20 protein-coding genes are annotated in these 25,055 nt (G+C 66.4%); 6 read left to right on the top strand and 14 right to left on the bottom strand.

What is annotated here, in order from left to right:
* Window positions 1-44 precede the first annotated feature (44 nt).
* From BLP96_RS10455 to doeA, 12 genes are all read right to left on the bottom strand, one after another.
* Window positions 45-728 (bottom strand): haloacid dehalogenase type II, encoded by a 684-nt coding sequence (locus tag BLP96_RS10455; RefSeq protein WP_089685857.1) that lies wholly within the window; start codon window positions 726-728, stop codon window positions 45-47.
* 84 nt (window positions 729-812) lie between these two features.
* The gene (locus BLP96_RS10450; protein WP_089685854.1) at window positions 813-1,760 is read right to left on the bottom strand and encodes a cyclodeaminase; all 948 of its coding nucleotides are present in this window, start codon (window positions 1,758-1,760) and stop codon (window positions 813-815) included.
* A gap of 21 nt (window positions 1,761-1,781) precedes the next feature.
* The gene (gene eutB / locus BLP96_RS10445; RefSeq protein WP_089685852.1) at window positions 1,782-2,780 is read right to left on the bottom strand and encodes a hydroxyectoine utilization dehydratase EutB; all 999 of its coding nucleotides are present in this window, start codon (window positions 2,778-2,780) and stop codon (window positions 1,782-1,784) included.
* A 71-nt stretch (window positions 2,781-2,851) separates the two neighbouring features.
* Window positions 2,852-4,261: an aminotransferase gene (locus BLP96_RS10440; protein ID WP_089685850.1), complete on the bottom strand. Its 1,410-nt coding sequence runs from the start codon at window positions 4,259-4,261 to the stop codon at window positions 2,852-2,854.
* A 177-nt stretch (window positions 4,262-4,438) separates the two neighbouring features.
* Complete coding sequence (locus BLP96_RS10430; RefSeq protein ID WP_176761507.1) at window positions 4,439-5,938, bottom strand: NAD-dependent succinate-semialdehyde dehydrogenase; 1,500 nt, start codon at window positions 5,936-5,938, stop codon at window positions 4,439-4,441.
* 191 nt (window positions 5,939-6,129) lie between these two features.
* On the bottom strand, window positions 6,130-8,913 hold the full coding sequence (locus BLP96_RS10425; protein ID WP_089685848.1) for an aminotransferase class I/II-fold pyridoxal phosphate-dependent enzyme: 2,784 nt from the start codon (window positions 8,911-8,913) through the stop codon (window positions 6,130-6,132).
* Between the two features lie 45 nt (window positions 8,914-8,958).
* The gene (locus BLP96_RS10420) at window positions 8,959-9,957 is read right to left on the bottom strand and encodes a C45 family autoproteolytic acyltransferase/hydrolase (protein ID WP_089685846.1); all 999 of its coding nucleotides are present in this window, start codon (window positions 9,955-9,957) and stop codon (window positions 8,959-8,961) included.
* 47 nt (window positions 9,958-10,004) lie between these two features.
* Window positions 10,005-11,477 carry a biotin carboxylase gene (locus BLP96_RS10415; RefSeq protein ID WP_089685844.1) on the bottom strand — a complete coding sequence of 491 codons (1,473 nt, stop codon included), beginning with the start codon at window positions 11,475-11,477 and terminating at the stop codon, window positions 10,005-10,007.
* 138 nt (window positions 11,478-11,615) lie between these two features.
* Window positions 11,616-12,485, bottom strand: a complete 870-nt coding sequence (locus BLP96_RS10410; RefSeq protein WP_089685843.1) for a carbon-nitrogen hydrolase family protein — start codon at window positions 12,483-12,485, stop codon at window positions 11,616-11,618.
* Window positions 12,486-12,676: 191 nt separating this feature from the next.
* Complete coding sequence (locus BLP96_RS10405; protein ID WP_089685841.1) at window positions 12,677-13,153, bottom strand: Lrp/AsnC family transcriptional regulator; 477 nt, start codon at window positions 13,151-13,153, stop codon at window positions 12,677-12,679.
* A 16-nt stretch (window positions 13,154-13,169) separates the two neighbouring features.
* On the bottom strand, window positions 13,170-14,183 hold the full coding sequence (doeB, locus tag BLP96_RS10400) for a N(2)-acetyl-L-2,4-diaminobutanoate deacetylase DoeB (protein WP_089685839.1): 1,014 nt from the start codon (window positions 14,181-14,183) through the stop codon (window positions 13,170-13,172).
* 197 nt (window positions 14,184-14,380) lie between these two features.
* Entirely contained in the window at window positions 14,381-15,580 is a 1,200-nt protein-coding gene (gene doeA, locus BLP96_RS10395) for an ectoine hydrolase DoeA (protein WP_089685837.1), read from the bottom strand.
* Window positions 15,581-15,853: 273 nt separating this feature from the next.
* Here doeA and BLP96_RS10390 point away from each other — a divergent pair, with 273 nt between their 5' ends.
* The gene (locus BLP96_RS10390) at window positions 15,854-16,789 is read left to right on the top strand and encodes a 2-hydroxyacid dehydrogenase (RefSeq protein WP_089685835.1); all 936 of its coding nucleotides are present in this window, start codon (window positions 15,854-15,856) and stop codon (window positions 16,787-16,789) included.
* A gap of 70 nt (window positions 16,790-16,859) precedes the next feature.
* Here the strand turns inward: BLP96_RS10390 and BLP96_RS10385 are convergent, their stop codons facing one another.
* A complete protein-coding gene (locus tag BLP96_RS10385; protein WP_089685833.1) occupies window positions 16,860-18,815 on the bottom strand; it encodes a methyl-accepting chemotaxis protein in 1,956 nt (651 codons plus the stop codon).
* Between the two features lie 340 nt (window positions 18,816-19,155).
* On the opposite strand from BLP96_RS10385, the gene BLP96_RS10380 reads away from it, so the two are divergent.
* Both BLP96_RS10380 and BLP96_RS10375 read left to right on the top strand, forming a co-directional pair.
* Entirely contained in the window at window positions 19,156-19,722 is a 567-nt protein-coding gene (locus tag BLP96_RS10380; RefSeq protein ID WP_089685830.1) for a nicotinamidase, read from the top strand.
* Window positions 19,719-21,065 (top strand): nicotinate phosphoribosyltransferase, encoded by a 1,347-nt coding sequence (locus BLP96_RS10375; protein WP_089685828.1) that lies wholly within the window; start codon window positions 19,719-19,721, stop codon window positions 21,063-21,065. The genes BLP96_RS10380 and BLP96_RS10375 overlap by 4 nt, the downstream gene beginning before the upstream one ends.
* A gap of 45 nt (window positions 21,066-21,110) precedes the next feature.
* Here the strand turns inward: BLP96_RS10375 and BLP96_RS10370 are convergent, their stop codons facing one another.
* Complete coding sequence (locus BLP96_RS10370; protein WP_089685826.1) at window positions 21,111-21,671, bottom strand: DJ-1/PfpI family protein; 561 nt, start codon at window positions 21,669-21,671, stop codon at window positions 21,111-21,113.
* 160 nt (window positions 21,672-21,831) lie between these two features.
* On the opposite strand from BLP96_RS10370, the gene BLP96_RS10365 reads away from it, so the two are divergent.
* The 3 genes from BLP96_RS10365 (at window position 21,832) to BLP96_RS10355 (ending at window position 25,053) form a co-directional block, all read left to right on the top strand.
* Window positions 21,832-22,503 carry a hypothetical protein gene (locus tag BLP96_RS10365; RefSeq protein WP_089685824.1) on the top strand — a complete coding sequence of 224 codons (672 nt, stop codon included), beginning with the start codon at window positions 21,832-21,834 and terminating at the stop codon, window positions 22,501-22,503.
* A gap of 99 nt (window positions 22,504-22,602) precedes the next feature.
* Window positions 22,603-23,532, top strand: a complete 930-nt coding sequence (locus BLP96_RS10360) for a LysO family transporter (RefSeq protein ID WP_089685822.1) — start codon at window positions 22,603-22,605, stop codon at window positions 23,530-23,532.
* A gap of 96 nt (window positions 23,533-23,628) precedes the next feature.
* Window positions 23,629-25,053: an ATP-binding protein gene (locus BLP96_RS10355; protein ID WP_089685820.1), complete on the top strand. Its 1,425-nt coding sequence runs from the start codon at window positions 23,629-23,631 to the stop codon at window positions 25,051-25,053.
* Window positions 25,054-25,055 lie beyond the last annotated feature (2 nt).

Below are 25,055 nucleotides of genomic sequence, written 5' to 3'. Positions count from 1 at the left end.
GATAGACCAGGACGCCCCGCGGCCCCTACCGGTCGCGGGGCGTTTCATTGAACCAGGCGTTCGGCCAGAGACTCGAGATCGCCCACGGTCACGTCGGGCTCGATTCCCCAGGGATCGAAAGGCGCTTCGGGGCTGCGGCGCACCCAGGCCGCGTGCAGGCCGGCATGGCGCGCTCCGATGACGTCGAAGGCGTTGCTGGAAATCAGCCAGGTGTCGCCGGGCTCGACCTCGAGACGCTGGCGTAGGTGGGCGTAGACCGCCGGATCGGGCTTGAATCGCTTGACCTCATCGACGCTGACCACCGCCTCGAAGTGACCGAGAATCCCGGCCTGGTCGAGCAGCCCTTCCACCGCCTCGGCCGTGCCGTTGGAAAAGGCCACGCAGCGCACCCCGGCGCGATCCAGGCGAGCCAGCGCCCCGGCCGCCTCGGGAAAGGCCGGCAGCCGCGCATAGACGCCCATCAGGTGGTCCTGGTCGACGTCGGAGAGCTGGGTCTGCAGCGCGCGGTCGGTAAAGTCCAGCGCTTCACGAGTGCACTGCGAGAAGGGCACGTAGGCGCCCATCAGGCCACGCCGGAAGCTGTACTCGAGCTGCTTCTCGCGCCAGCGGCGCGAGAAGTCGGCAGCGAGTCCTGCATTGCCGGCCAGCCGCGTTTCCAGCTCGGCGACCACGCCATGGGTGTCGATCAGGGTGCCGTAGACATCGAAGGCCAGTACCTTGGCGGACATCGTCATCCTCCCTCTGTTCATGACCGGATGGTGAACAGCTTGCGTCCGTGGCCATACGCTGGCAAGTCGACGCGAGCCCCGACGTCAACCCGCAGAGAGCCGCTCGAGGGCGAAGGCGGCAATCGCCGTATCCTGTACGCCGGTGCCGGTCAGGTCGCACACCGTGATGGTGGCGTCCGTCAGGCGCAGGCGCTGCCCCTCGGCGATCGCCTTGCCAAGCTCGTGCACCTTGAAGGGCGTCTCCTTGCCGGCGAAAGCCTTCAGCTCGCCATTGCCCTCGCTCTGGGCGCGAGTGTCGGCCACGAAGGCATCGGCGCGGATCAGCACCTCGTCGTCGAGCTCGCGCTTGTCGGGACTGTCGGAGCCCATGGCGGTGACGTGCACGCCCTCGGGAAGGTCCTGGGCGAACAGCAGGGGCTCGCGGGCCGGCGTGGTGGTGACGATGATATCGGCCTCGGTGCAGGCCTGGTTCACGCTGTCGTGGACGTTCACCGAAAGCCCCGCCGCGCGCATCCGCTCGGCGTAGGCCTCGGCGGCTTCGCGGCGCCGCGCCCAGACGTCGAGAGTGTCGATGTCGCGCACCAGGCGCAGCGCCTTGACCTGCTGCTCGGCCTGCTCGCCGGCACCGATTACCGCCACCCGACGGCTGTTCTCCCGCGACAGGTGCTTGGCGGCGATGGCCCCGGCCAGCGCCGTGCGGACCATGGTGAGATACCCCTCGTCGAAGAGCACCGCCTCGACGAGCCCCGTCTCGGCCGCGAACACCATCATCAGGCCATTGAGACTCGGCAGACCCCGCTTGGGGTTGTCGAAGGCACCGGTGCTGACCTTGATGGCGAAGCGTGAGGCATCACGAATGTGCGCCGTCTTGACGTCCACCTCGCTGCCGAACTCTTCCATGGCCATGGAGAGGATCGGCGGCTGCACCGCCTCGCCGCGGCCCAGCGCGGCGAAGCCCGCCTCCACCGCCGCCAGGGCGTCATGGTCGAGGGTCACGGCTTCGGCAATGGCATCGCGCTGGTAGAGCTGCATGTAGAGACCTCCTTTCTGGCATCACCTGCCAGCGATTGTCCGCGCCCGGTCGAGGGTTTCAAGCGCCACTCCGTTGCCGGAGAGGATCAGTGCCAGCGTCTCGCCGCGCACGTCGATGCCGTGCTCGGCAAGCGCCGCCAGGCCCACCGCGGCGGCACCTTCCACCAGCAGTTTCTCGTGATCGAGGATGTCGACCATGGCTCGGGCGATGGCCGTCTGTGAGACTTGATAGTGGTCGTCCATCACCGCGCGCACCAGTTCGAAGGTGCAGCGGTTGGCGAGGCCGATGCCGCCGCCCAGCGAGTCGGCCAGGCTCTCGACCTCCGCCACGGCGACGGGGCGACCGGCCTGGAGACTCTCCCACATGGCGGCACCCTGCGACAGGCTCACCCCGGTGATCCGGCACGCCGGGCGGATCGCCTTCACGGCCGCGCCGATGCCGCCCAGCAGTCCCCCGCCGGAAAGACCGACGATGACGCGGTCGAGATCGGGCGCGTCCTCCATGAGCTCGAGTCCGATGGTGCCCTGCCCGGCGGCGATCAGTGGGTCGTCGAAGGGCGGGATCAGCGTCATGCCCTGGTCGCGCACCAGCCGCTCGACCTCGGCGAAGGCCTCGTCCTGGCTCTCGCCCACGCGCTTCACCTCGGCACCCAGCGCCTCGATGGCGGCCACCTTGTTGGCCGGCACCAGACTGGAAAGGCAGATCACCGCCGGCACGCCGAGCCGTGCTGCCGCATAGGCCACGGCACGGCCGTGATTGCCCGTCGAGGCCGTGGTGACCCCGGCGGCCAGGGCATCGCGGCCATGGCGCTCGATCAGTGCGGCGATCATGTTGGTGGCGCCGCGCAGCTTGAAGGCGCCGGTGGGCTGACAGGTCTCGAGCTTGAGGCGGATGTCGGCCTCGAAGCGCGCGGAGAGCGCTGCCGAGCGCACCAGTGGCGTGCGCACCGCCTGGCCGGCCAGGCGGTGGCGTGCCCGGTAGATGCCTTCCAGCGTGACGCCGTGGGCGGGTTCGGTCATGTCACCTCCCCTCATATGAAGAACCTCGCCGCGGGCGAGCCGCGGCGAGGTCGAGACGGAATAGCGGCGGCTCAGGCGAGCTGGGCTTCGCCGCTGCGCACCAGCTCGTCGGCCACCTGATCGACGGCGCGCCGGGTACGGGCGACGATCTCGTCGACCTCGGCCCGGGTGGCTACCAAGGGCGGGGCGAAGCCCAGAATGTCACCCTGTGGCATGGCGCGGGCGATCAGGTTCTGCTCCAGCGCCGCCGCGGCGATGCGCGGACCGACCTTGAGCGCCGGGTCGAAGGCTTGGCGCCGAGCTGGGTCGGCGGCGAACTCCACCGCTGCCAACATGCCGACGCCGCGCACGTCACCGACGAGCGGATGGTCGCCGAAGGCGGCCTGCATCTGCTGCTGCAGGTAGGCGCCGGTTTCGGCGGCGTTGGCGGTGAGCCCCTCACGCTCGATGATGGCCAGGTTGGCCAGCGCCGCGGCGCAACCCAGGGCGTGGCCGGAGTAGGTCCAGCCATGGCCGATGGGGCCGTACTCGCCGGTGCCCTGCTCGAGCACCTGCCACACGCGGTCGCCGACGATCACGCCGGAGAGCGGCTGGTAGGCGCTGGTCAGGCCCTTGGCCACGGTGATCAGGTCGGGCTGGATGCCATAGTAGTGGCTGCCGAAGTCGGCACCGATCCGGCCGAAGCCACATACCACCTCGTCGGCGATCAGCAGCACGTCGTACTTGGCGAGCACCGCCTGGATCGCCTCCCAGTAGCCCTCGGGCGGCGGCACGATGCCGCCGGTTCCCAGTACCGGCTCGCCGATGAAGGCGGCGACGGTCTCCGGACCCTCGGCCAGGATCATCGCCTCGAGCTTTTCGGCACAGTAGGCGGAGAAGTCACGCTCGCTCATGCCCTGCTGCTCGGCGGCGCGCTGGTAGTAGAACGGCGCCTCGGTGTGACGGATCGTCTCGATGGGCAGATCGAAGTGGTCGTGGAACGCCTTGAGGCCGGTCAGCGAGCCGGAGGCGATGCCCGACCCGTGATAGCCGCGGCTCCGCGCGATCACCTTCTTCTTCTGCGGACGCCCCAGCACGTTGTTGTAGTAGCGCACGATCTTGAGCTGCGTCTCGTTGGCGTCACTGCCGCCCAGGCCGTAATAGACCTTGGACATGCCGGGCCCGGCGAGCTCGAGGATACGCTCGGAGAGCGCGATCTGCGGCTCGTTGGCGTGCCCCACGTAGGTATGGTAGTAGGAGAGTTCGAGCGCCTGCTGATAGATCGCCTCGGCCACCTCGGTACGGCCGTAGCCAATGTTGACGCAATACAGTCCGGCGAAGCCGTCGATGAATTCGCGGCCGTCCTTGTCACGAATGTGGATGCCCTTGCCGCCGGTGATGACCCGGCCCGGTGCGTCGCCCTGGGCGAAGTCGCGCAGGTGGGTGGAGGCGTGAAAGGTGACCTTCCGGTCGCGATCGATCAAGTCCTTATGCAAGCTCATGGCGTTCTCTCTTCTCTCAGGGCTCCCCGGCTCCGCCGGGGAGGATGTTCGTCATTGATTGGCAATCCGGCAACGGGCTTCGAGCCATGGGTAGTGAGCGTTTCGGAAGCGCAGCCCGCAGCCCGCAGCCCGCAGCCCGCAGCCCGCAGCCCGCAGCCCGCAGCCCGCAGCCGGATCCTAGCTCCCGGATACCGATCCCAAGGCCCCCAGGCAGTAATACTTCGTTTCGAGGTATTCATCGATACCGGTGATGCCGCCCTCGCGACCCAGGCCCGATTGCTTGACGCCGCCGAAGGGCACCGGGGGGCCGGTCATCTTCACCGAGTTGACGCTGACCATGCCGTACTCCAGCGCCCGCAGCAGCTTCCAGATGCGGCGGATGTCGTGGGTGTAGACGTAGGCCGCCAGACCGTATTCGGTGTCGTTGGCCATCTCGATCACCTGGTCGTCGTCCGAATAGGCGGTGATGCCGGCCACCGGCGCGAAGTTCTCCTCGTTCCACACTTTCATCTGCGGCGTCACCCCGGTGAGCAGTACCGGCATGAAGAAGTTGGGCCCGGGTGCCGCGCTTTGATCGCCGGCGGCCAGGGTCGCCCCGCGGGAGATGGCATCGTCGACGATGCTGGCGGCCTTCTCCACGGCCTGGCGGTGGATCAGCGGGCCGAGATCGATCTCGCTCTCCAGCCCGTTGCCCACGGTTAGCGCCGCCATGCGCTCGGCGAACTGCTCGACGAAGGCGTCGTGGATCGACTCGTGGACCAGAATGCGGTTGGCCGCCAGGCAGTCCTGGCCGGCGGTCTGGAACTTGGCCGCCACGGCGGCGTAGGCCGCTTCCTTGGGATCCATGTCCGGGCCGACGATGAAGGGCGCATTGCCCCCCAGCTCCAGCGATACCCGCTTGACGGTGTTGGCGCACTGCTCGAGCAGCAGCCGGCCGACCCGGGTGGAGCCGGTGAACGACAGCGCCTTGACGCGCTCCTCGGCACAGAGAATCCGGGATACCTCGGCGGCCTCGCCCAACACCACGTTGAACACCCCGGCGGGGATGCCGGCGCGCTCGGCGAGCTCGGCCAGCGCCAGCGCCGAAAAGGGAGTCTCGCCGGCAGGCTTGACGATCACCGGGCAGCCGGCGGCCATGGCGGCAGCGGCCTTGCGGGTGATCATCGCCAACGGGAAGTTCCACGGCGTGATCAGCGCGGCGATGCCTACCGGCTCCTTGATGGTACCCAGCGCGGCGTTGGGGATGTGACTGGGGATGGTGTCACCGTAGGTGCGCTTGCCCTCCTCGGCGAACCAGCGCACGAAACTGGCGCCGTATTCCACCTCGCCACGGGCGTCGGGCAGCGGCTTGCCCTGTTCCAGGGTCATGATCGTCGCCAGATCCTCGCGGTTGGCCTGCAGCAGGTCGTACCACGCCAGCAGCCGCTCGCAGCGCTCGTCGGCGCGCAGTGCGCGCCAATGCACGAAAGCCGCCTCGGCGGCATCCACGGCGCCGCGGATCTGTTCGGGCTCGAGCCAGGGAATGTGCCCCAGGGCTTCCCCCGTGGCCGGATCGAACACAGCCTCTTCGCGGCCGCCCTCGCCGTGAGTCCACTTGCCGTCGACATAGGCGTACTGGCGGAACAGGCGCGGGTCGTCTAGCAGGGTGGACAGCGTCTTGGACAGTTTCATATTCATGCGGCACCTCCCTCGCACGCCGGCCGTAACGTTCGACCGGCGTTGGCAAAATGGCCGAGCGGTTCTCACCGCTCCATGCCCACAGGGTAAGGGATTGCCGGGGTGGGGAGTTTTTGAAAGCCGCAGTACAACCTGCAGGATTTTTCGTCGTCGGCGGCAAAGCCGCGATTTTTTCTGCGTGGCGCCCGGCTTCAACCGCTGGGGGGAGCGTCCAGCGCCGCCTCGGTGAACACCAGCAGGCCCAGTTCCGGCCGGTAGCCGTGGATCTCCTTGACATCGAGCGCCTGCAGAAAGTGCAGGATATCGTCACTGACCACCTGACCCGGCACCAGCACCGGGAACCCCGGAGGATAGGGAATCACGAAACTCGCCGAAACCGCATCCCGCCCCTCCCGCATCTGCGCCTGCAACTCGCCGTTGTCGAAACGCAAGTACTCAGTGTTCTCCTCGTCGTAGGCCAGGAAGTAGGCGCTGCGGATGTCTCCCTCCGGGGTCTCGCCGCCAGCGATGCGGAAGGCGTCGTGGAAGCGGCTGAAGTCGGGCAGCGGGGGCAGCTCCCGAGTCAGCGAGCGCACGCGGTTCTCGATGATCTTGCGCTCGGGGCGGCTGCTCTCCTCCCAGCGGTACTCGAACTCCTTGGCCAGCTTGATCAGCACGTCGAGCAGGTAGGCGATGGCTCCCCGCGAGGTGCCGATGTTGGTCATGAACAGCACGGTGTTGCGCGAGGTCTTGTTGATCTGGATGCCGTACTTGTTCATCAGATACTCGTTCTTGAAGGCGTCCCCGTCGACCCCGGTGGCGCCGATGGCGATGGTGATCCGGGTGGGGTCGACCACGAACTCATCGCGCGCCCAGGCCTCCTCCATCTGGTTCCAACCGGTGACCGGGTCATAGTAGGACTCGACGCCCGACTCGCGGAACTCGGCGGGCACCATGTCGCTGTTCTTGAGCACCCGGAAGTACTTCTGCAACAGCGGGTGGGTGTAGAGCTGCTCACGCAGCGACAGCGCGGTCTCCACCTGGGCATGCACCAACTCGAAGCCTTCCATCTCGGCCTGCATGCGTCCCACGTCCAGCGAGGCGAGAATCTGATAGTTGGGCGAAGTGGACGTATGGGTCATGTACGCCTCGTGGAAGGGCGCCTCCACCCGCTGTCGGAAGTCCTCGTCGTAGACGTGGATCATCGAGCCCTGACGCAGCGAGGTGAGCGTCTTGTGAGTGGAGTGCGTGGCATAGGTGCGGATACGCACCGCCTCGGGGTCGGGTATCAGGCGGCGGTCGAGCCAAGTGGCATCGTCGTCGGGGTCGAGGGTGTCGAACTCGGCCTTCCAGGCGGCGTACTCCTCCGGGTAGGACTCGCTGCGGTAGCGATAGCGCAGGGTTCTCGCGGCGTTCATGGCGGTCCGCGGTCGGTAGGTGGGGTTGAAGGTGGCGAAGGCGAACCACGCTTCGTCCCACAGGAACACCAGGTCGGGCTTGATCGCCAGGCACTCCTCCATGACCCGGCGCACGTTGTAGACGATGCCGTCGAAGGTGCAGTTGGTGAGCAGCAGCATCTTGACCCGGTCGAGAAGTCCGGCGCGCCGGTAGGCAAGCAGCGCCTTCTTGATCTCGCGCAGCGGCACCGCACCGTACATCGAGTAATCGTCGAGCGGATAGGAATCCAGGTAGCACACCTGGGCGCCGGCCAGCACCATGCCGTAGTGGTGCGATTTGTGGCAGTCGCGGTCGATGAGCACGATGTCGCCCGGCTTGATCAGTGCCTGCACCACGATCTTGTTGGCCGTCGAGGTGCCGTTGGTGACGAAGTAGCTGTGGCGCGCCCCGAAGGCACGCGCCGCGTACTCCTGGGCCTTCTTGATGGGCCCATAGGGCTGCAGCAGCGAATCGAGCCCACCCGAGGTGGCCGAGGTCTCGGCCAGGAAGATGTTGATGCCGTAGAAGTCGATCATCTGGCCCGCCCAGTGCGAGCGGGTCACCGACTTGCCGCGCGAGATGGGCATGGCATGGAAGACCCCGGTGGGCTTCTTGCTGTATTCGCGCAGGGCATCGAAGAAGGGTGTGCGATAGCGACTGTCGATGGCGCGCAGGATGGTGTGGTGTTGCTCGATGTAGTCGGTCTCGCGATAGAAGATGCGGTTGAAGTGGCGAATGTCGCGACTCGCCGTGGCCTCGACGTCGCCGCTGGTCACCAGGAACTGATCGATCTCGGGGCGCAGCTCGTGGATCATCGAACTGAGCAGGATGCTGCGCTCGGCCTCGGAGTGGTTCTCCAGGGCCTGCTCGGAGAGCCCCTCCAGATAGTTGCGCAGCGCGCTCAGGTTGTACTTCGACTTGTAGGGGAACTCATAGCGGATCAGGCAGGCCTGGATGTTGGGGTTGACCAGTACCGCGATCAGCGCGTCCTCGAAGCTTCTCACCGTGACCACGTCGTAGACGAAGCGATCCTCGGGACGACGCAGGTTGTGGAAGGCCTCGCGCACGACCTCCTCCTCCTGGGCGGAGAGGTTGTCGACGATCAGCAGTTCGAAATAGGGCTGGGCCGAGCTGTTGGAGGCCGGATGCCCATGGCGCAGCTGATTGAGGGCGTCGAGGGTCTCGAGATCCTCGGCATCGGCGTCGGTCTCGGAAAGATCGACGTGCCGACGCCGGTAGGACTCGCTGATCAGCGCCCGCACCAGGCGGTTGACGACCTTCTCTAGCAGGCCGAACTCCTCGCGGTCGAACAGCGACCAGAGATGGCGGAAGTCTTCCTTGGAAGGGAAGGCATGGTAGTCCTCGATGATCTCGAGGCGCGTCAGCTTGACGTCGACCGCCTTGACCAGATGGCGAGCGCGGCTCTCGTCGCCCCCCCTCGCCAGCAGACCGAGGTCGCGCTTGAGGGCGTTCCAGGTGTCGGCCCGCAGGTGGGATATCTTGTGATAGAAGCCCAGGGCGGTGTAGGGCGTATCGGGATGGAGGCTTTCTTGCTGCATGGCGACACCTTCCGTATTTATCGTTGTCGGGTCGGGCGGCGCGCCTCAGCGAGCGGCCTGAGCGCCCGTGCCGTAGTGCACCATCACCTGCGTTTCGGGGAAGTGCGCGAAGGAGAGCTCGAGCGATGCCTCGGGCCAGCGGAACCCCACCTCTCCCAGGTCGGGGCGGTAGACGGAGGTATAGACGGTACCCAAGCCACGCGGGTAGTCGTGGCGAAACAGCGGCGGTGCGAGCAGCGAGGCGACCAGTCGCGTCTCGCTGGTGGTCTCCTCGTCGACCAGGATGGAAAGCTGGCGTTCGCGGATCAGTGTCTCCGAGGCCAGTGCATGGGCATACCACTCGATCCGTTTCTGGTGATTGGTGGCCACTGGCACGCGACGGATGGTCGCCCGCTGATCGGGGGCGATCATCGCTGTGACATAGCGTCCCGCCGCATCGGCGACGGTGATGTTGTAGGCCATGTGGGTGGGCAGGCGAGCCAGCGCTTCCGCCGCCTCAGGCACCGTGGTGCAGCACTGCAACAGATAGCGCAGCAGGATCGGCGCGCCGAAGCCGTCGCCCACCACGCGCCGCCCACCGAACGCTAGCGACACCGCCAGACCCTGGTCATTCATACCGTCGAGCACGCCCCACAGGCAGTCGGACATGGCGATCACGCCGCGGTCGTTCCACCGGGTGTAGAGGATCGTGCCCTCGCAGAGCTCCGGCGGGTAGTCGTAGTTGCGCGCCAGCACCGTGGCACCGGGACGCGCCAGCACTGCCTGGGAGCAGCCGGTGATGTAGGGTGGCGGCCGGTAGAGACTGAGCAACCGGGCGGCGAGATCGCCCCCGCCGGCCAGCTCGCAGAGCGTGCGGTAGGTGTCGACGAGTTCCGGCATGTGGTGGCGCAGGGCGTTGTAGCAGGCAAGGTATCCCGGCCGCTCGCGCTCCCCTTCGGCCAGGTACCAGGCTTCGTAGGCCGGCCAGTGAAGGTCGAACAACCCACGCCACTTGGGACCTGGCGCCGCCTCGTGCACGGTGCGAAACAACAGCGTCTTGGGCATCTCGCTCGGCAGCGTCCTGCGCGGCGCAGCGACGCCATCCTCCCCATTCACAGGATCTTGAAGTTGCCACCGCCCACGGCATGGCTGACGGCAACCTCCTCCACCACCGGGTCCTGTAACGCCTGGCCGGCGTACTCCCCACGGATGCCCTCGATCCATGCGCGGGCGCGCTCGGTGAGCTGGAAGTCATCGTCCATCAACCGCCCACGGGTGATCAGGATGCCCAGATCGGCCCCCTCGTAGCGGAAGTCTCCTGCTCCGCCGATGCGCAGGAAGAAAGCCTCCTTGTCGTTTTCCGCCGCATGCGGATGGTAGCTGTAATGGTCATAGACGATGGTGCCATCGTCGTTCATGCGCCACACCCCGGTCTGGGGGGCACGGGTGAGCAGATCGACGCTCTCCTCGGTGTGCTTGATCACCAGCTGGCTCCAGCTATCGACGCTGTCGGGGTGCGACCAGCGTTCGTTGATCTCGTCGATGTCGAGATCGAAGTCCAGCTCGGAGAACTCCAGCAGGTGGAAGAGGAAAAGTGGGATGTCGGAGTGGGCGAAGGCGGCCACGTTGGTGAGCGAGCTGGCGCCGGTGACCCGCGGGTTGAGCTCGCCTAGGTACACCTCGCCCGAGTCGATGTCGATCAGGAAGTCGAGCTCGAAGTAGCCGCGATAGCCCTCCTCTCGCAGCGCCTCGCCGAAACGGAAGGTGTACTCGCGCGCCTTGTCGCGCACTTCCTGAGTGAAGGCGCCCGCGAACATCTCGTTGCCGCACCAGCCGCCCTTGTAAGGGGTCAGCGACTTGAAGCCGACCAGCTCGGTCATCAGTGGCCCCACCACCGTGCCGCAGCGGGTGGCGCAGGCCTCGATGGCCGAGCCGCGGCAGTCGATGCGCTTCATGATCTTGACCTCGCGCTCGGCCTCGATCTCCTCGGCGTGCTTGTAGTAGTCGGCTTCGCTGGCAATGAAGAAGGTGGTGTGGCCGGAGTCGCCGAAGGCGGTCTGCACCACCAGGTCATCGCCCAGCTCGCGGCTCACCTCGCATAGCTCCCGGTAGCTGTCCACCTTGGCCAGCACGTTGGGCACGCTGGGCACACCGGCCTTGTTGCCGATGCGCACCGTCTCGATCTTGTTGTCCATGCGTTGGCGTAGCGCGGCGGGCGGAAAGGCGACCTTGAGACCCAGTTGCCGACAGATCGCTTCGGTGTGCTCGTCGAACATCAGGAAGGTAGCCACGCCCGACTCGCTCCCCGACGCTCGCGACTGAATGAAGTCGATCACTTCCTTGTGTTCGAGCAAGTAGTTGTTGATATCCTCGATGCTCTCGAAGTCGCGGGGAAATTTCTCCTTGGGCACGAAGACGTTGCGCTGTTTGCCATCGAAGCAGTCGATGTAGTTGATGTGGCGAAAGTTGTTGACCCAGTCACCGATGCCCAGCAGGTTGAAGTTGGTGGCCGAGATGAAGTAGATGGGTTCCCTGTTGTTGCGGAAATGACGGCGCACGTCGGCGATGCGGGTGATCTTGTTCATTGTTGTTGCTCCCTCGCTGGCGGAAGAGACGACACGAGCCTTCTGGCAAGAGGCGGGTGCCGGCGCGGAAGCCCTCGGACGCAAGAGCCGTTGCAGCAGGCGACACAGGGACTCCAGCATGACGCGTACTCCTGGCGGTCAGAACTCCTCGGCATCGGCGCGGCGCGGCTTCTCCAGCGGGCCCAAGGTGTCGAGGAACGGCGTCGAACGGTTCTCGGCCCGGTAGAGCGAGAAATCCACACGACGCTCGCGGAAACTCTTCAGCGGCTGGCCGAGCCCACGCAACCCCGTTTCGCGTTCACGGCGCACGCGACTGAAATCCACCTCGATGGGCATGATCTCCTCGCCGGTGCCCGCCTGGTGGATGACGTCACCGGAGGGCCCGACCACGATGGAACGACCGTTGCCGATAGCCCCGGCGCCGTTGATATCGAAGAAGTAGCACTGATTGACCGCAGCGTTGGTACGGGCGATGGCCAGCTCGATATCGCGGTCGATGGTATCCGTCATGGTGGGGTGAAGAATCACCTCCGCGCCCATCGCCGCCAGTGTGCGCGTGGTCTCGGGGAACCACATGTCGTAGCAGATCGACACGCCGAAGCGGCCCACGTGGGGCACGTCGAAGGTGACGAATTCGCTGCCGCTCTCCACGCCCGCCTCGTAGGGGCGGAAGGGAAACTGCTTGCGGTAGCGAGCCACCACATGGCCGTGTGGGTCGATCACCGAAAGGGTGTTGAAGATGCCCGTCTCGGTCTGCTCGAACATCGAACCCGGGATCAGCCAGATGCGGTGCTGCTCGGCCAGTTGGCAGAACAGCTGCTCGGCGTGGCTGGGCAGCGGCTGGGCATGGTGGGGCGAGGCGCCCAGCGGCATCAGCTCGCTGAACACCACCATCTGCACCTGGGGAAAACGGCTCATCAGCACATCGACCCGGTGGCGCATGGCCTCGGTGTTGTCGCCATGGTGCAGGGCATGGAGCTGCACGCCGGCAATCGTGAAATAGGACATCGTCGCGCGTCTCCGTCAGGCGATCTCGATCGGTCAGGGCGTGGCGCTAGGCGCCGCGACTGCCGCACGGGCGGCGGCCGCAGGGATCGCCCGTCAGTCGTCGATGACGACTGAACTCGCCTTTGAGCTTAAGCCAATTCCCACTCACAGAACATCAACGGTAAGATTTCGCAGGCACCAGACACCCTCACTCACACGACGAAGTCGTCGGGGGAAAACCCCGTCGGCGGTCGCTTGACGCTCTTGGTGACGATGTAGGTGAAATAACGCTCGATGCCAGCATCGCTGGTCAGCCAGGCGTCGATCAAGCGCTGGTAGGCGTCGATGGAGTCGGCCTCCACCTTGATCAGGTAATCCACGCCACCGCCCACGGCCACGCATTCGGTGACCTCGGGCGTGTCGTGGACCAGCGCCTCGAAGCGGGCGAAGCTCGAGGCGTTGTGGGCCTTGAGTTCGATCTGCACCCACACCGGCGTACGTTTGACCAGCGCTTCGGGGTTGATGCGCGCGCTGTAGCCTTCGATGATGCCGGCCTTCTCCAGGCGGCGAACCCGCTCCCAGCAGGGGCTGACCGAGAGGTTGATCGCCTCGGCCAGCTTCGACTTGGTGATGCGGCCGTCCCGCGACAGTATCTCGAGAATCTTCAGGTCATAACGATCGAGCTTCATCGGTGGGGTGTCCCTCTCAACCCAGGGAGTCGACGATATCGGCAATCACTGCAATGGTATCGCCCATGTTGACCAGCGCCGGATGACGACGTGCTGCCAGCACGCCGCTGCGGCTGGCGCGATACTCCACCGGTGCGGTGCCGCTGCGGGTCGGATCAAAGACCCGCGCGACCACCTCGCCCTTCTCGACGCGTTCGCCCAGCGCAAAGCACACTTCCAGCAGGCCGGAGTGTTCACTCTGGACATAGCAGCTGGCATCGGGCATGTCGAGATAGACCTGGGGCTCGGCGGGCATCTCCACCTCGCCCTCCACCAGACCGAAATGGATCAGGACGTTGCGCACGCCGCGCTCGGTGACGGCCAGGCTCTGCGGTGTCGAGGTGCCGCCGCCACCCAGCTCAGTGGCCACGAAGATCTTGCCCTGGCTCTCCACCGCCGTGTCGAACAGCGCCGCGGCGTCGAGCTCGAACATCATCATGGCATAGGGAGCGCCGAACGCCTTGGCGCCTTCCAGGGCTCGACGCTGCTGCTCGGCGTTCTCCAGCACGTGGGAAGCGCCGAAGGGGATGATGTCCAGGGTGCGCCCCCCGGAGTGCAGGTCGAGTACGACGTCGCACATCGGCACCATCACCCGGGTGAAGTAGTCGGCGATCTTCTCGGTCACCGTGCCGTCGGGGTCGCCGGGAAAGCTGCGGTTGAGGTTGCCGCCGTCGAGCCCGGAGGTGCGCTTGCCGGCCATCACCGCCGGCTGGTTCATGCACGGCACGATGATCACCCGGCCCTGTACGTCCTCGGCGCGCAGTTCACTGGAAAGTTTCAGCAGCGCAGTGATGCCTTCGTACTCGTCACCGTGATTGCCGCCGGTGAGCAGTGCCGTGGGGCCCTCACCATTCTTGACCACGGTGACGGGAATCATCACCGCCCCCCAGGCGGATTCGTCGGTGGAGATGGGCAGCTTGAGAAAGCCGTGCTGCACGCCGTCGGCGTCGAAGTCGACGGTGGCGGAGATGGGGCTGGGACGCTTGGTCATGGTCGGTGACTCCTCGTTCTCTCATGGCAGGCGCATCGCTGCTACTGCACCGCTCGGGCTGATCCGGCAGCAAGCCTGCGAGGAGGCGCTGTGAATACCTCCCTGTAAGCTACTTTTGCCTTCCATGGCAAAAGACCTCCTCTACGACTTGCTCCCGGAGCCCCTCGTGATCGTTGGGGGGTGCTCGCCCCACACACTCAGCGCACAAACAATTGGCGCGGGAAGTCGGCCAGGGTCTCGCAGCCGGTTTCGGTAATCAGGATGCTCTCGGTGATCTCCAACCCCCAGTCGTCCTCCCACAGGCCAGGCATGAAATGAAACGTCATGCCCGGCTGCAGGACGGTCTCGTCGGAGGGGCGCAGGCTCATGGTGCGCTCGCCCCAGTCCGGCGGATAGCTGATGCCGATGGGGTAGCCGCAGCGAGCACCGCCGCGGTCGAAGCCGTACTTGTCCATGGCCGCGCCCAGCGCCATGGCGATGTCGGCAGTGCGGTTGCCGGGCTTGGCCACTTCGAGGCCGTTATCGATGCCCTCGAGCAGCGCCGACTCGGCACGCACGAATTCGGGCGGCGGCTTGCCCAGGTAGACCGTGCGCGACATGGGCGCATGATAGCGCTTGAAGACGCCAGCGATCTCGAAGAAGGTGCCCTCACCCCGACGGAAGGGCGTGTCGTCCCAGGTCAAGTGCGGTGCCGCGGCGTCCTTCCCGGTGGGCAGCATGGGCACGATGGCCGGGTAGTCGCCGCCGAAGACCCGGCCCGCCGGATCCGTCCAGCCCTCGATGCCCACGCGGTAGATCTCCGAGACCAGCTTGCTCTTGGGCAGCCCCGGTTCGATCACCTCGAGAATGCGCGAATGCATGCCTTCGACGATCCTGGCCGCCACGCGCATGTATTCGATCTCCTGGGGCGACTTGATGGCCCGACACCAGTTGACCAGGGAATTGGCATCCAAGAAGCGCGCATGCGGCAGCTCGCGGAGCAGGCACTGGTAGGCTTTGGCCGAAAAATAGTAGTTGTCCATCTCCAGGCCCACCACCCCCTGATGCCAGCCGCGATCGGGCATGATCGACTGCGCCAGGTAGTCCATCGGATGCATGTCGGGATTCTGGACGTAGTGGTCCGGGTAATAGGTGATGTTGTCCGGGTCGATCCAGCAGGTGCGCAGCGCCCCATTGGCATCCATGCGCCGCCCGTACCATACCGGCTCGCCCTCCAGACCAACCAGCACGCACTGATGCACGTAGAAGGACCAGCCATCGTAGCCAGTCAGCCACGCCATGTTGGAGGGATCGCTGATGACCAGCACGTCGATCCCGCGACTGGCCATCTCGGCGCGCACTTTCCACAAACGGCTGGCGTATTCCTCTCGCGTGAAGGGCAGGTTTACCTGGGTCATGGGGCCACTCGCCAAAGCAACATCAAGAAAATCGGCCCTCTCGACGAGGAGAAGGCCGGGCCAGGGTGACGGTCACTGACGAGATGCCTGAACGGGTCGCGGGCCGAACAGTCGCACCAGGCAGTGGAGAAAGCTCCCTTTGAGTGGAGGTTACTGCCAACCCACGGTAGGCGGTCAAGCATTTCGTGACGCCATGTAACGCATATGCCGGTCATACTTGTTCACGACCCCAGCCCAGCGCCATGATGAGCTCTCTAACGCGAAGGAGACGACATGAAGATCCTGGTCCATATCGACGATGCCGAGCAGTGGCGGAAGGCCCTCGCCGAGCGCCTCCCCGAGGCCGAGGTCTTCACCAGTGCGGCACCCGCCGAGCAGCGCCGCCAGGCCGACTACCTGGCCGTGTGGAAGCCTCCCGAGTGGCTGCTGCGCGAGCCCACCGACCCCAAGGGCATCGTCAACCTGGGTGCCGGCGTCGACGCGCTGCTGAGCAACCCCGGCCTGCCCGACGGCGTTCCCATCGTCAAGCTGCGCGACGCCGGCATGGCGGAACTGATCGGCGACTACGTGCGCTACGGCATCCTGCATTTCCAGCGCGATTTCGACCGCTACCGCCGCCAGCAGTCTCGAGCCGAGTGGCGCGAGCATGCCGTGGTCGACAAGACTGACTGGCCGGTGGGCGTATTGGGCCTGGGTGCCATCGGCGCCAAAGTGGCCGCCATGGTGGCCGCCGACGGTTTCCCGGTGCACGGCTGGAGCCGATCGCCCAAGTCATTGGAAGGCATTCACTGTCATCACGGCGATGCCGGGCTGGACGAGGTGCTGGCAGAGGCGCGCACCCTGGTTCTGCTGCTGCCGGACACCTCAGCCACGCACCACATCGTCAACGCCGAAACGCTGGCCGCACTACCCGACGCCGCCAGCCTGATCAACCCGGGCCGCGGCACGCTGATCGACGAGGCCGCCCTGCTCGATGCCCTGGGCGAGGGCGAGGTGGAAGGTCGTCTGCGCGGCGCCATCCTCGATGCGTTCACCGAGGAGCCGCTGCCGACGGCAAGCCCGCTATGGTCGCACCCACGGGTGTGGATCACCCCGCACATGGCCGGCCCTACTCCGCTGGGCGAGGCGCTGAACCAGGTCGCCGAAGCGCTGCGAGCTTTCGCGGCAGGCGACCCCATCGACACCGTCGACCCCGACGCCGGCTACTGATGGGCAACGCCATGGCAGCGAACGGCCGGGCACCGGGCCCGGCCGTTCATGACTGGCTAGCGACGAGAGTTCAAGCCGACGGCAACAGATTCGTCACGCTGCGTCCATAGAGCTCCGTGGCGACCTTGAAGCGCCCGATCAGCCCCGACATCTCGCCTGCCTGGCCGTCCAGCGAGCGGCTGGCAGCCGCCACCTGTTCGACCAGGGCGGCGTTCTCCTGGGTGGTCTGCTCGAGCTGAGAGACCGCCTGATTGACCTGCTCGATGCCCGCCGACTGCTCCTCGGTGGCGGCCGACATGTCGCTGACCAGGTCGGCGACTTGGCGCACCTCGCGGGTGATCTCCGCCAGGGCCTCATGGGTCTGGCTGACCAGGTCGTCTCCTTTGGCCACACGCTGGGCGTTGTCGCCGATCAGATGGCGAATGCGTTCGGCCTCTTCAGCACTGCGGCTGGCCAGTTTGCGCACTTCTCCGGCCACCACGGCGAATCCCCGTCCGTGTTCCCCGGCTCGCGCCGCTTCCACGGAAGCGTTGAGCGCCAGCAGGTTGGTCTGGAAGGCGATGCCGTCGATCGCCTCGACGATGGCATTGATCTGGCGATTGGCCTCGTGGATCTCGCGCATGGCCTCGCGAGCCTCGGCCGCCACATGGCTGGCCCGGTCGGCACAGCCCGCGGTCTGCTCGGTCTTGCTGCGCGCCTCGCGAGCATTGTCCGCCGACTGGCGCACCGTGGAGGTGATCTGCTCCATGCTGGTGGCGGTCTCCACCAGCGACGAGGACTGCTCCTCGGTGCGGCTGGCGAGGTCTTCGTTGCCCTGGGCGATCTCGCCGCTGGCCGAGGTGACGCCGGAGGCGCCTCGCTGAATGCTCGCCACCAGCGCCTCCATGCTCTCGGTCGAGGCATTGAAAGCAGCGTAGAAGCGCGAGAGTTCGTCGGTTCCCGGCACCGGCAGGCGCTGGGTCAGGTCGCCATCGCGCTCGGCAATCTGCTGCAGCGCATGGCGCAGGGGCACCACGATGCTGCGTACCAGCAGCATGGCCAGCACCAGGGCGACCACGACGGCCAGCACTGCGAACACCACGAAGCGCCACAGCTCATTGCGCGCCCCGGCCGCCAGGCTTTCGGCATCGGCCAGCACACCGCTGGCCATGGCTTCCTCCACGCCCTTGAGACGCTCGATCTTGGCGGTCTGGGCGTCGAACCAGCGTGCCGCATCGATGCCGTAGCCGCCGTTAATGCCCTGGTTGACGGCGATCTGGCGCATCATGGTCAGACGTCCGGCATCTTCGTGTTCCGCCGTGGCGTTTCGGTAGCGCTCGACCATCGCCGGCGAGGCCTGCATGCGAAAGCTCTCCTCGAAGGCCGATGCCTCGCCGAGGAGTTCCATGAAACGGTAGTAGGTTTGCGGCGCCATGCGGTTGGCCGAAAAGGCGCCGGCCAGCATGGCGCGCTCGATGCCCGCGGTCTCCTTGAGTTCCTTCAAGGCCGCATAGGCACCCAGGTCGCGCGAAAGCTCTCCCGCCGCGACGCGTGCGGTGAGTCGCCCGGCCATCTCCAGCAGAGTGCCGTTGAGACCGCTGTAGTAGTCCAGCGACTCCGTCGGCTTGACGTCCTGAGCGTCGATCGCCTCACGCATCGAGGGCAGTTCGTCCAGGGCGTCGTCGATCGCCTGGCCGAGTTCTGCGATCCGCGGGTCGTCGTCGGCATCCACCGCCGACCGGGACGCCTGGAACGCCTGCAAGCGCTCGTCGGCCTGGCGGCGCCGCTCGGCGAGGCGCTCGCCGAACGCCTCGCCTCCGCTGCTCAGGTAGCCCGAGGAGAGGCCGCGTTCCACCTGGAGTTCGTGCACCAGATCGCCAGCGCGGTTGGAAAAACGGGTCATCTCCTCGACCTCGGCCATGTCGGCGGCCAGACGCTGGCGCTCGAGGATGCCGCTGGTGGCCAACCAGGCGATGACGAGAATGGGAAGTGCCAGCGCTAGCAGAAACTTGCGCGACATGGGTATGCGATGAAGGAAGTGGGTCATGGCGTATTTACCTGCCGAAGCTGAGTGGTGACAACAATATCGGGTGTCGTGAGTCTGGGTGGATGCGATTGTTGTTGTGCTATCAGCCGGCTGTCTTGCTAGGTAGGAACCGTCTACGGGCAGCAGTGGCTGCGCTGACAACAAAAATGTCGGCGTGCATGGCACCGGCTTGAATGCCACTGTCGTGAAATCGCCTGAAATTTGACGGGCATCATCTTTTTCTGTCCATCCGGTCAATTCCCGTGCTGGTCGACCGCGGGGGTTGTGCTCCGGCTACACGAACCGCACATCTACCGATAGGCTGATAGAGACTTACTCATCGCCACCACGGAGGTACGCCATGACAACGCACATCGACTATGGCCCGCAGGACGCCCTGCTGGTGGTGGACATGCAGAACGACTTCTGCGAGGGAGGCGCCCTGGCCGTATCCGGCGGCAGCGCGCTGGTACCCGGTATCAACGCCCAGATCGCGGCCGCCCGCCAAGGCGACGCCCTGGTGTTCGCCTCGCGCGACTGGCATCCCGTCGACCATGCGAGCTTCGAGCACCGCGGCGGCCCCTGGCCGGTGCATTGCGTGCAGGATACCCCTGGCGCAGCCTTCCACCCGGACCTCGTGCTGCCCGACGATGCCATTCGCGTCAGCAAGGCCACCGCCTTCGACGCCGACGCCTACTCGGCCTTCGACGGTACGGGGCTGGGCGGCTATCTGCGCGACCGCGGCATCCGCCGCGTGGTGGTGTGCGGCCTGGCCATGGATGTCTGCGTGCAGGCCACCGCCAAGGACGCTCGTACGGAAGGATTCGAGGTCGTGCTGCTCGGCTCGCTGACCGAGCCGGTCGACCCGCAGGGGCGGGAGCGCTGCCAAGAGGCGCTCGAGCAGGCGGGTGTCGAGGTCCGCGCATGAACCAGCACCCGCACTTTTCCGTCGACGATGGTGACCTGGCGCTGCTCACCGACCTCTACCAGTTGACCATGCTGCAGGCCTACTGGAAGGAGGGCATGGACGAGCGCGCCACCTTCAGCCTCTACTTCCGCAAGCTGCCGCCGACGCGGCGCTTCATGCTCGCCTGCGGCCAGCAGTACGCCGCCGAGCTGGCCACCCGACTGCGCTTCACCGATGCCCACCTCGCCAGCCTGGCCGAAACCGGCACCTTCGACGATGCCTTTCTCGACTGGCTGGGCAACTTTCGCTTCTCAGGCGATATCTGGACGCTCCCCGAGGGAACGCCGGTGTTCGAGAACGAGCCCTTCATGGAGGTGGACGCACCCATTGCAGAGGCGCAACTGCTGGAGAGCCTGGTCATGAACCTGGTACAGCTGGAGACCGTGCTGGCCTCCAAGGCGGTGCGCATCGTGAGCGCCGCACGCGGTCGGCCGGTGGTCGACTTCGGCCTGCGCCGCATGCACGGCATCGATGCCGCGGTGCGCGGGGTGCGCGCCTACCGCACCGCCGGACTCGCCGGCACCAGCAACGTGCTGGGCGGGCTGCGCCACGACCTGCCGCTGCGCGGCACCATGGCGCACAGCTACATTCTCGCCCACGACGACGAACGCGAGGCGTTTCGTGCCTTCGCCCGCCACTACCCCGACACCACCCTGCTGGTGGATACTCACGACACCCTAGCAGGCGTCGACAAGGTGATCGAGCTGATGGCCGAGGAACCTTCGCTTCGCGTCGCCGCCATTCGGCTCGATTCCGGCGATCTCGGCGAACTCGCCCACCGCTCCCGCGAGCGGCTCGACGCAGCCGGCCATGCGGACGTGAAGATCATCGCCAGCAGCGGCCTCGACGAACACGAGATCGCCGCTCTGCTGGACGACGACGCACCCATCGATGCCTTCGGCGTGGGCACCGAAATGGGCGTTGCCGCCGACGCCCCGGTGATCGATCTCTCCTACAAGCTCGTCGAGTATGCCGGCAAGCCTCGAGTCAAGCACTCCACGGGCAAGATCAACCTGCCCGGCCGCAAGCAGCTCTATCGGCATCACGACGACGCAGGCCGGATGACCGGGGACGTCATCGCCCGGCGCGACGACGTCATCGAGGGTGCCGAACCGTTGCTGGTGCCAGCGGTCAAGGAGGGACAGCTGGACACTGCCACCATGGCACTCGCCGACGGCGCCCGGGAGCGCGTCGAACGCGCGCTCGACGCCATGCCAGAAACCTTGAAGCAGATCGAGCCGGGCAAAGCCGACTATCCGGTCGAACTCAGCCCGGCGCTCGACCGGCTGCGCTCACGCACCTGACTGATGCCAAGCCACGACAGCCGGCCGTCACGTCACGGCCGTTCCTCAGCTCAGCAGGGCGTGGAACTGGCGTAGCCACTCCGGATGGGCCGGCCAGGCCGGTGCCGTCACCAGGCGCCCTGAGGTGACGGCCTGGTCGACGGCGATCTCCGCGTAGTCGCCGCCGGCCAGGCGCACTTCCGGGGCGCAGGCCGGGTAAGCGGAGACTCGATGCCCCGCGAGCGATACCGCTGCCGCCAGCAGCTGAGCACCGTGGCAGATAGCGGCGATCGGCTTGTCCTGTTCGACGAAGTGACGCACCTGATCGAGCACCCGCTCGTCGAGGCGCAGGTATTCCGGCGCCCGCCCGCCGGGAATCACCAGGGCGTCGTAGTCGGCCAGCTCCACCTCGGCGAAGGTGGCATTGAGGGTGAAGTCGTGTCCCGGCTTCTCGGAGTAGGTCTGGTCGCCCTCGAAGTCGTGGATGGCGGTACGCACCTTGTCGCCTTCACGCTTGTCGGGGCACACGGCATCCACGCTGTGCCCCATGGCCTGCAGAGCCTGGAAGGGCACCATGATCTCGTAGTCCTCGACATAGTCACCGGCGATGAGCAGTAGTCTAGCCATGGGGTTCTCTCCTTGCGCGGAAGCGCGTCGTGTATGAGGTGTCGGTCTGCAACCGCAAGCCTAGCCACGCCACCGAACAAATTCCACGCGGAACGGAACCGCCAACCGCCGAAGTGACTCTCACTTCCGACACCTCGCTCGTCGACGCCGGGAGTCCTCCATGCCATTCGCTCGCCTTCCTGGCCTCCCGCTGGCGGCCCTGATGCTGTTCGCAGCCTGGTCAGCGGACCTGGCGTTCGCCAGCAGCGAACCCACGCCTTTTTCCGCTCGCTATCACCTCGAGGTGAGCGGCTGGCCCGACGTCACCATCGAGCACCGGCTGGCTCAGGAGGGTCACTACTGGCTCAGCGAGATGCAGGCATCCATTGCCATGGCCAGCGGCGATGAGCGCAGCCGGTTCATGGTCGACGACACCGGTGTGCAGTCGCTGCATTACTCCAGCGGCTACTCGCTGCTGGGCATCGGCGACCGCTACTCGCTCGCATCCGAAACCCTACGCGAAATCCCCGACCGCCAGACGGCGCTCTTCGTTCTCTCGCAACGAGCCCATGACGACCAGTGCGCCGCCACCTGCCGGCTCACGTACCAGGACCACCGGGGCGACCGGGAAAGGCTGCAGTTCCGGGTGCTGCCTCGTCAGCGCCTGAGCGTCCCGGCCGGCGACTTCGAGGCGCTGACGATCGAGGCCACCAACCCCGACGAACCCGATCGACGCCTGATGCTGCGCTTCCATCCGGAGCTGCCGGGCCTGCTGCTGGCTGCCGACTACCATCGCGATGGCGAGCGCCGCAGCCGCCTGACTCTGACGTCGCTCGAGCACACCTCGCCTTGACACCACCTCGCCATTGGCCCGCCTCGTCGGTTCGGCTAAAGTGTGGCGGTTCGGGCTGCCCGCCGGCAGCCCGAAGACGCTTTGGAGAAGGGAGTCTCGATGCTGAGCGGTCTGCTGCTCGTCCTGCTGCCGTTGCTGCTGGGCTATCTGGTGCCGGTGCATCACACCGGCGCAATGGATGTCATCAACCGCAGCGTCAACGCCGCCATCTACGTGATCCTGCTGTTGATGGGTGTGGGCCTGGCCGGCCTCGACGACCTGGCCAGCCAGCTCTCGCGCATGGGCAGCCAGGCACTGCTGCTGTTCTTGCTGCTCTCCGCCTGCAACCTGGCGGCATTGGCCTGGCTGGCCCGACGCCTGCGGATGCGCATCGAACCCGGCCGCTCGGTGGCCGACGCGCCGACCAGCAAGCTCGCGGCCCTGGCCGGCTCGCTGGCACTGGTGGGGGTGGTGATCGGCGGCGTGCTGACGGGGCTGGTCGCCAGCGGCCTGAGTGCGGGTGAAGGGTTTTTCAGCGGTGCCGAAACGCTGGCCGAAGGTGTGCTCTACCTGCTGTTGGCGCTGATCGGCTGCCAGCTGCGCAACTCCGGCATGCCACTGCGCCAGATTCTGCTCAACCGCCGCGGCCTGGCCATTGCCGCCACCCTGGCGGCCAGTTCGCTGGTGGGTGGGCTGGTTGCCGCGCCACTGCTCTCCCTCGCCTGGAACGAAGGGCTGGCGCTGGCTGCCGGCTTCGGCTGGTACTCGCTTTCCGGCATCCTGATCGGCGACGGGCTGGGCGCCCAGATGGGCGGCGTGGCCTTCTTCAACGACCTGCTGCGCGAACTGGCAGCCTTCGTGCTGATCCCGCTGACCATCCGCCGCCACGCCCCGCTGGCCATCGGCTACGGCGGCGCCACGGCCATGGATTTCACCCTGCCAGTGATTCAGCAGCACGGTGGCGTGGCTTGCGTACCCGTCGCCGTGGTCTCGGGCTTTCTGCTCTCGCTGCTATCGCCGCCGTTGATCCTGTTTTTCCTGTCATTGTGAGAGCACGGGCTTGCACCGAACGTGCACCTTTGCTGACCATTGGCTGCATCGCCGTCGGCGACACTGCCCCGACCACCTCACCGCCGAGAGCCGTCCATGGCCCCACGCCTGCCCCGCCCTACCGTCTCGCGCCTGGGCATCAAGCTGTTCCTGATCATCCTGCTGGTCAACGTGGTGATCGCCGGCCTGGTGTTCCTGTCGGTATCGCGCAGTCTCGACCGCGGCTTCATCGAATACCTGGAAACCACCCAGGCGAACCGCGCCGAGAGGCTCGCCGAAGGGCTGGGCGAGGAGTGGGCGCGACGCGGTGGCTGGCAGTGGCTGCGCAACTCACCGCCGGCATGGCATCGCCTGGTGCGTCAGCAGCTATGGCCCGGTGAACGTCGCCCACCCCACGGTATCGAACGGCGCCTGGGCGATGCCCGTGACTTCGTGCTCCACGATGCCGAGGGTCTGCCGGTGATCGGGCTGCCACCCGACAAGCGCGAGCATGGCGATGCCACCGATCTCGAGTGGCTACCCATCGTCCACGATGGCGAGCGGGTCGGCACTCTCGGCTACCGTCCACCCCGCCAGCTCCTGGCCCGCATGGAACATGTCTTTCTGAGTCGTCAGCAGCGCAACCTCGGCATCGTCGTCGCCGCACTGGGACTGGCCTCGCTGCTGCTGGCCGGCGGCCTGGCCTGGTGGCTGGGGCGCCGCACCCACGGCATGGCGCTCGCCACCCAGCGCCTGACCGAGGGCGACTACAGCACGCGACTCCCCGAGCGCGGTCGCGACGAACTCGCGCGACTGGCACACGACTTCAACGTCCTGGCCGCCACCCTCGAAGCGAGCCGCGAGGCGCGCAGCCGCTGGGTTTCCGACATCGCCCATGAGCTGCGTACGCCGCTCTCCGTGCTGCGCGGCGAAATCGAAGCGATGCAGGACGGCATTCGTACGCTCGATGCCAACGGCCTGCACTCGCTGGGCCAGGAGGTAGGTCAGCTCGAGCGTCTGGTGGCCGATCTGCGCCTGCTCTCGCAGAGCGATGCCGGCGCCCTTGAAGTCCAGTTGGCGCCATTGAACCTTGCCGACAGCCTGACGAGCCGCCTGGATGAGGCGCGTGGCTGGCTAGCCGACAGCGGCCTTACTCTGACCACCGACATCCCCGGTCCGGCGTGGATTCGCGGTGACGCTCGACGCCTGCGCCAGCTGTGGACCAACCTGCTCGACAACAGCTGTGCCTATACCCACTCGCCGGGGCGGCTGGAGGTACGCCTCGAAGGCCTGGCGGACCGGGTACGGATCGTCTGGGAAGACAGCGCTCCCGGGGTGCCCGAGGCGTCACTGCCCAAGCTCACCGAGCGTCTCTACCGCGTGGAGGACTCACGCAGCCGCGCCAGTGGCGGCAGCGGCTTGGGGCTTTCCATCGCCGGCGCCTTGATCAAGGCCCACGGCGGCACTTTGACGCCCTCGAACTCGCCGCTGGGTGGGCTACGCTGGACCCTGGAATTCCCGCGGCTCGACGCCGCCGGCTGACA

It is taken from the genome of Billgrantia gudaonensis, assembly GCF_900100195.1.
GTDB classification, from domain to species: Bacteria; Pseudomonadota; Gammaproteobacteria; order Pseudomonadales; family Halomonadaceae; genus Halomonas; species Halomonas gudaonensis.
The sequence above is the reverse complement of the archived record's forward strand: the minus strand, read 5'-3'. Positions and strand labels throughout refer to the sequence as shown.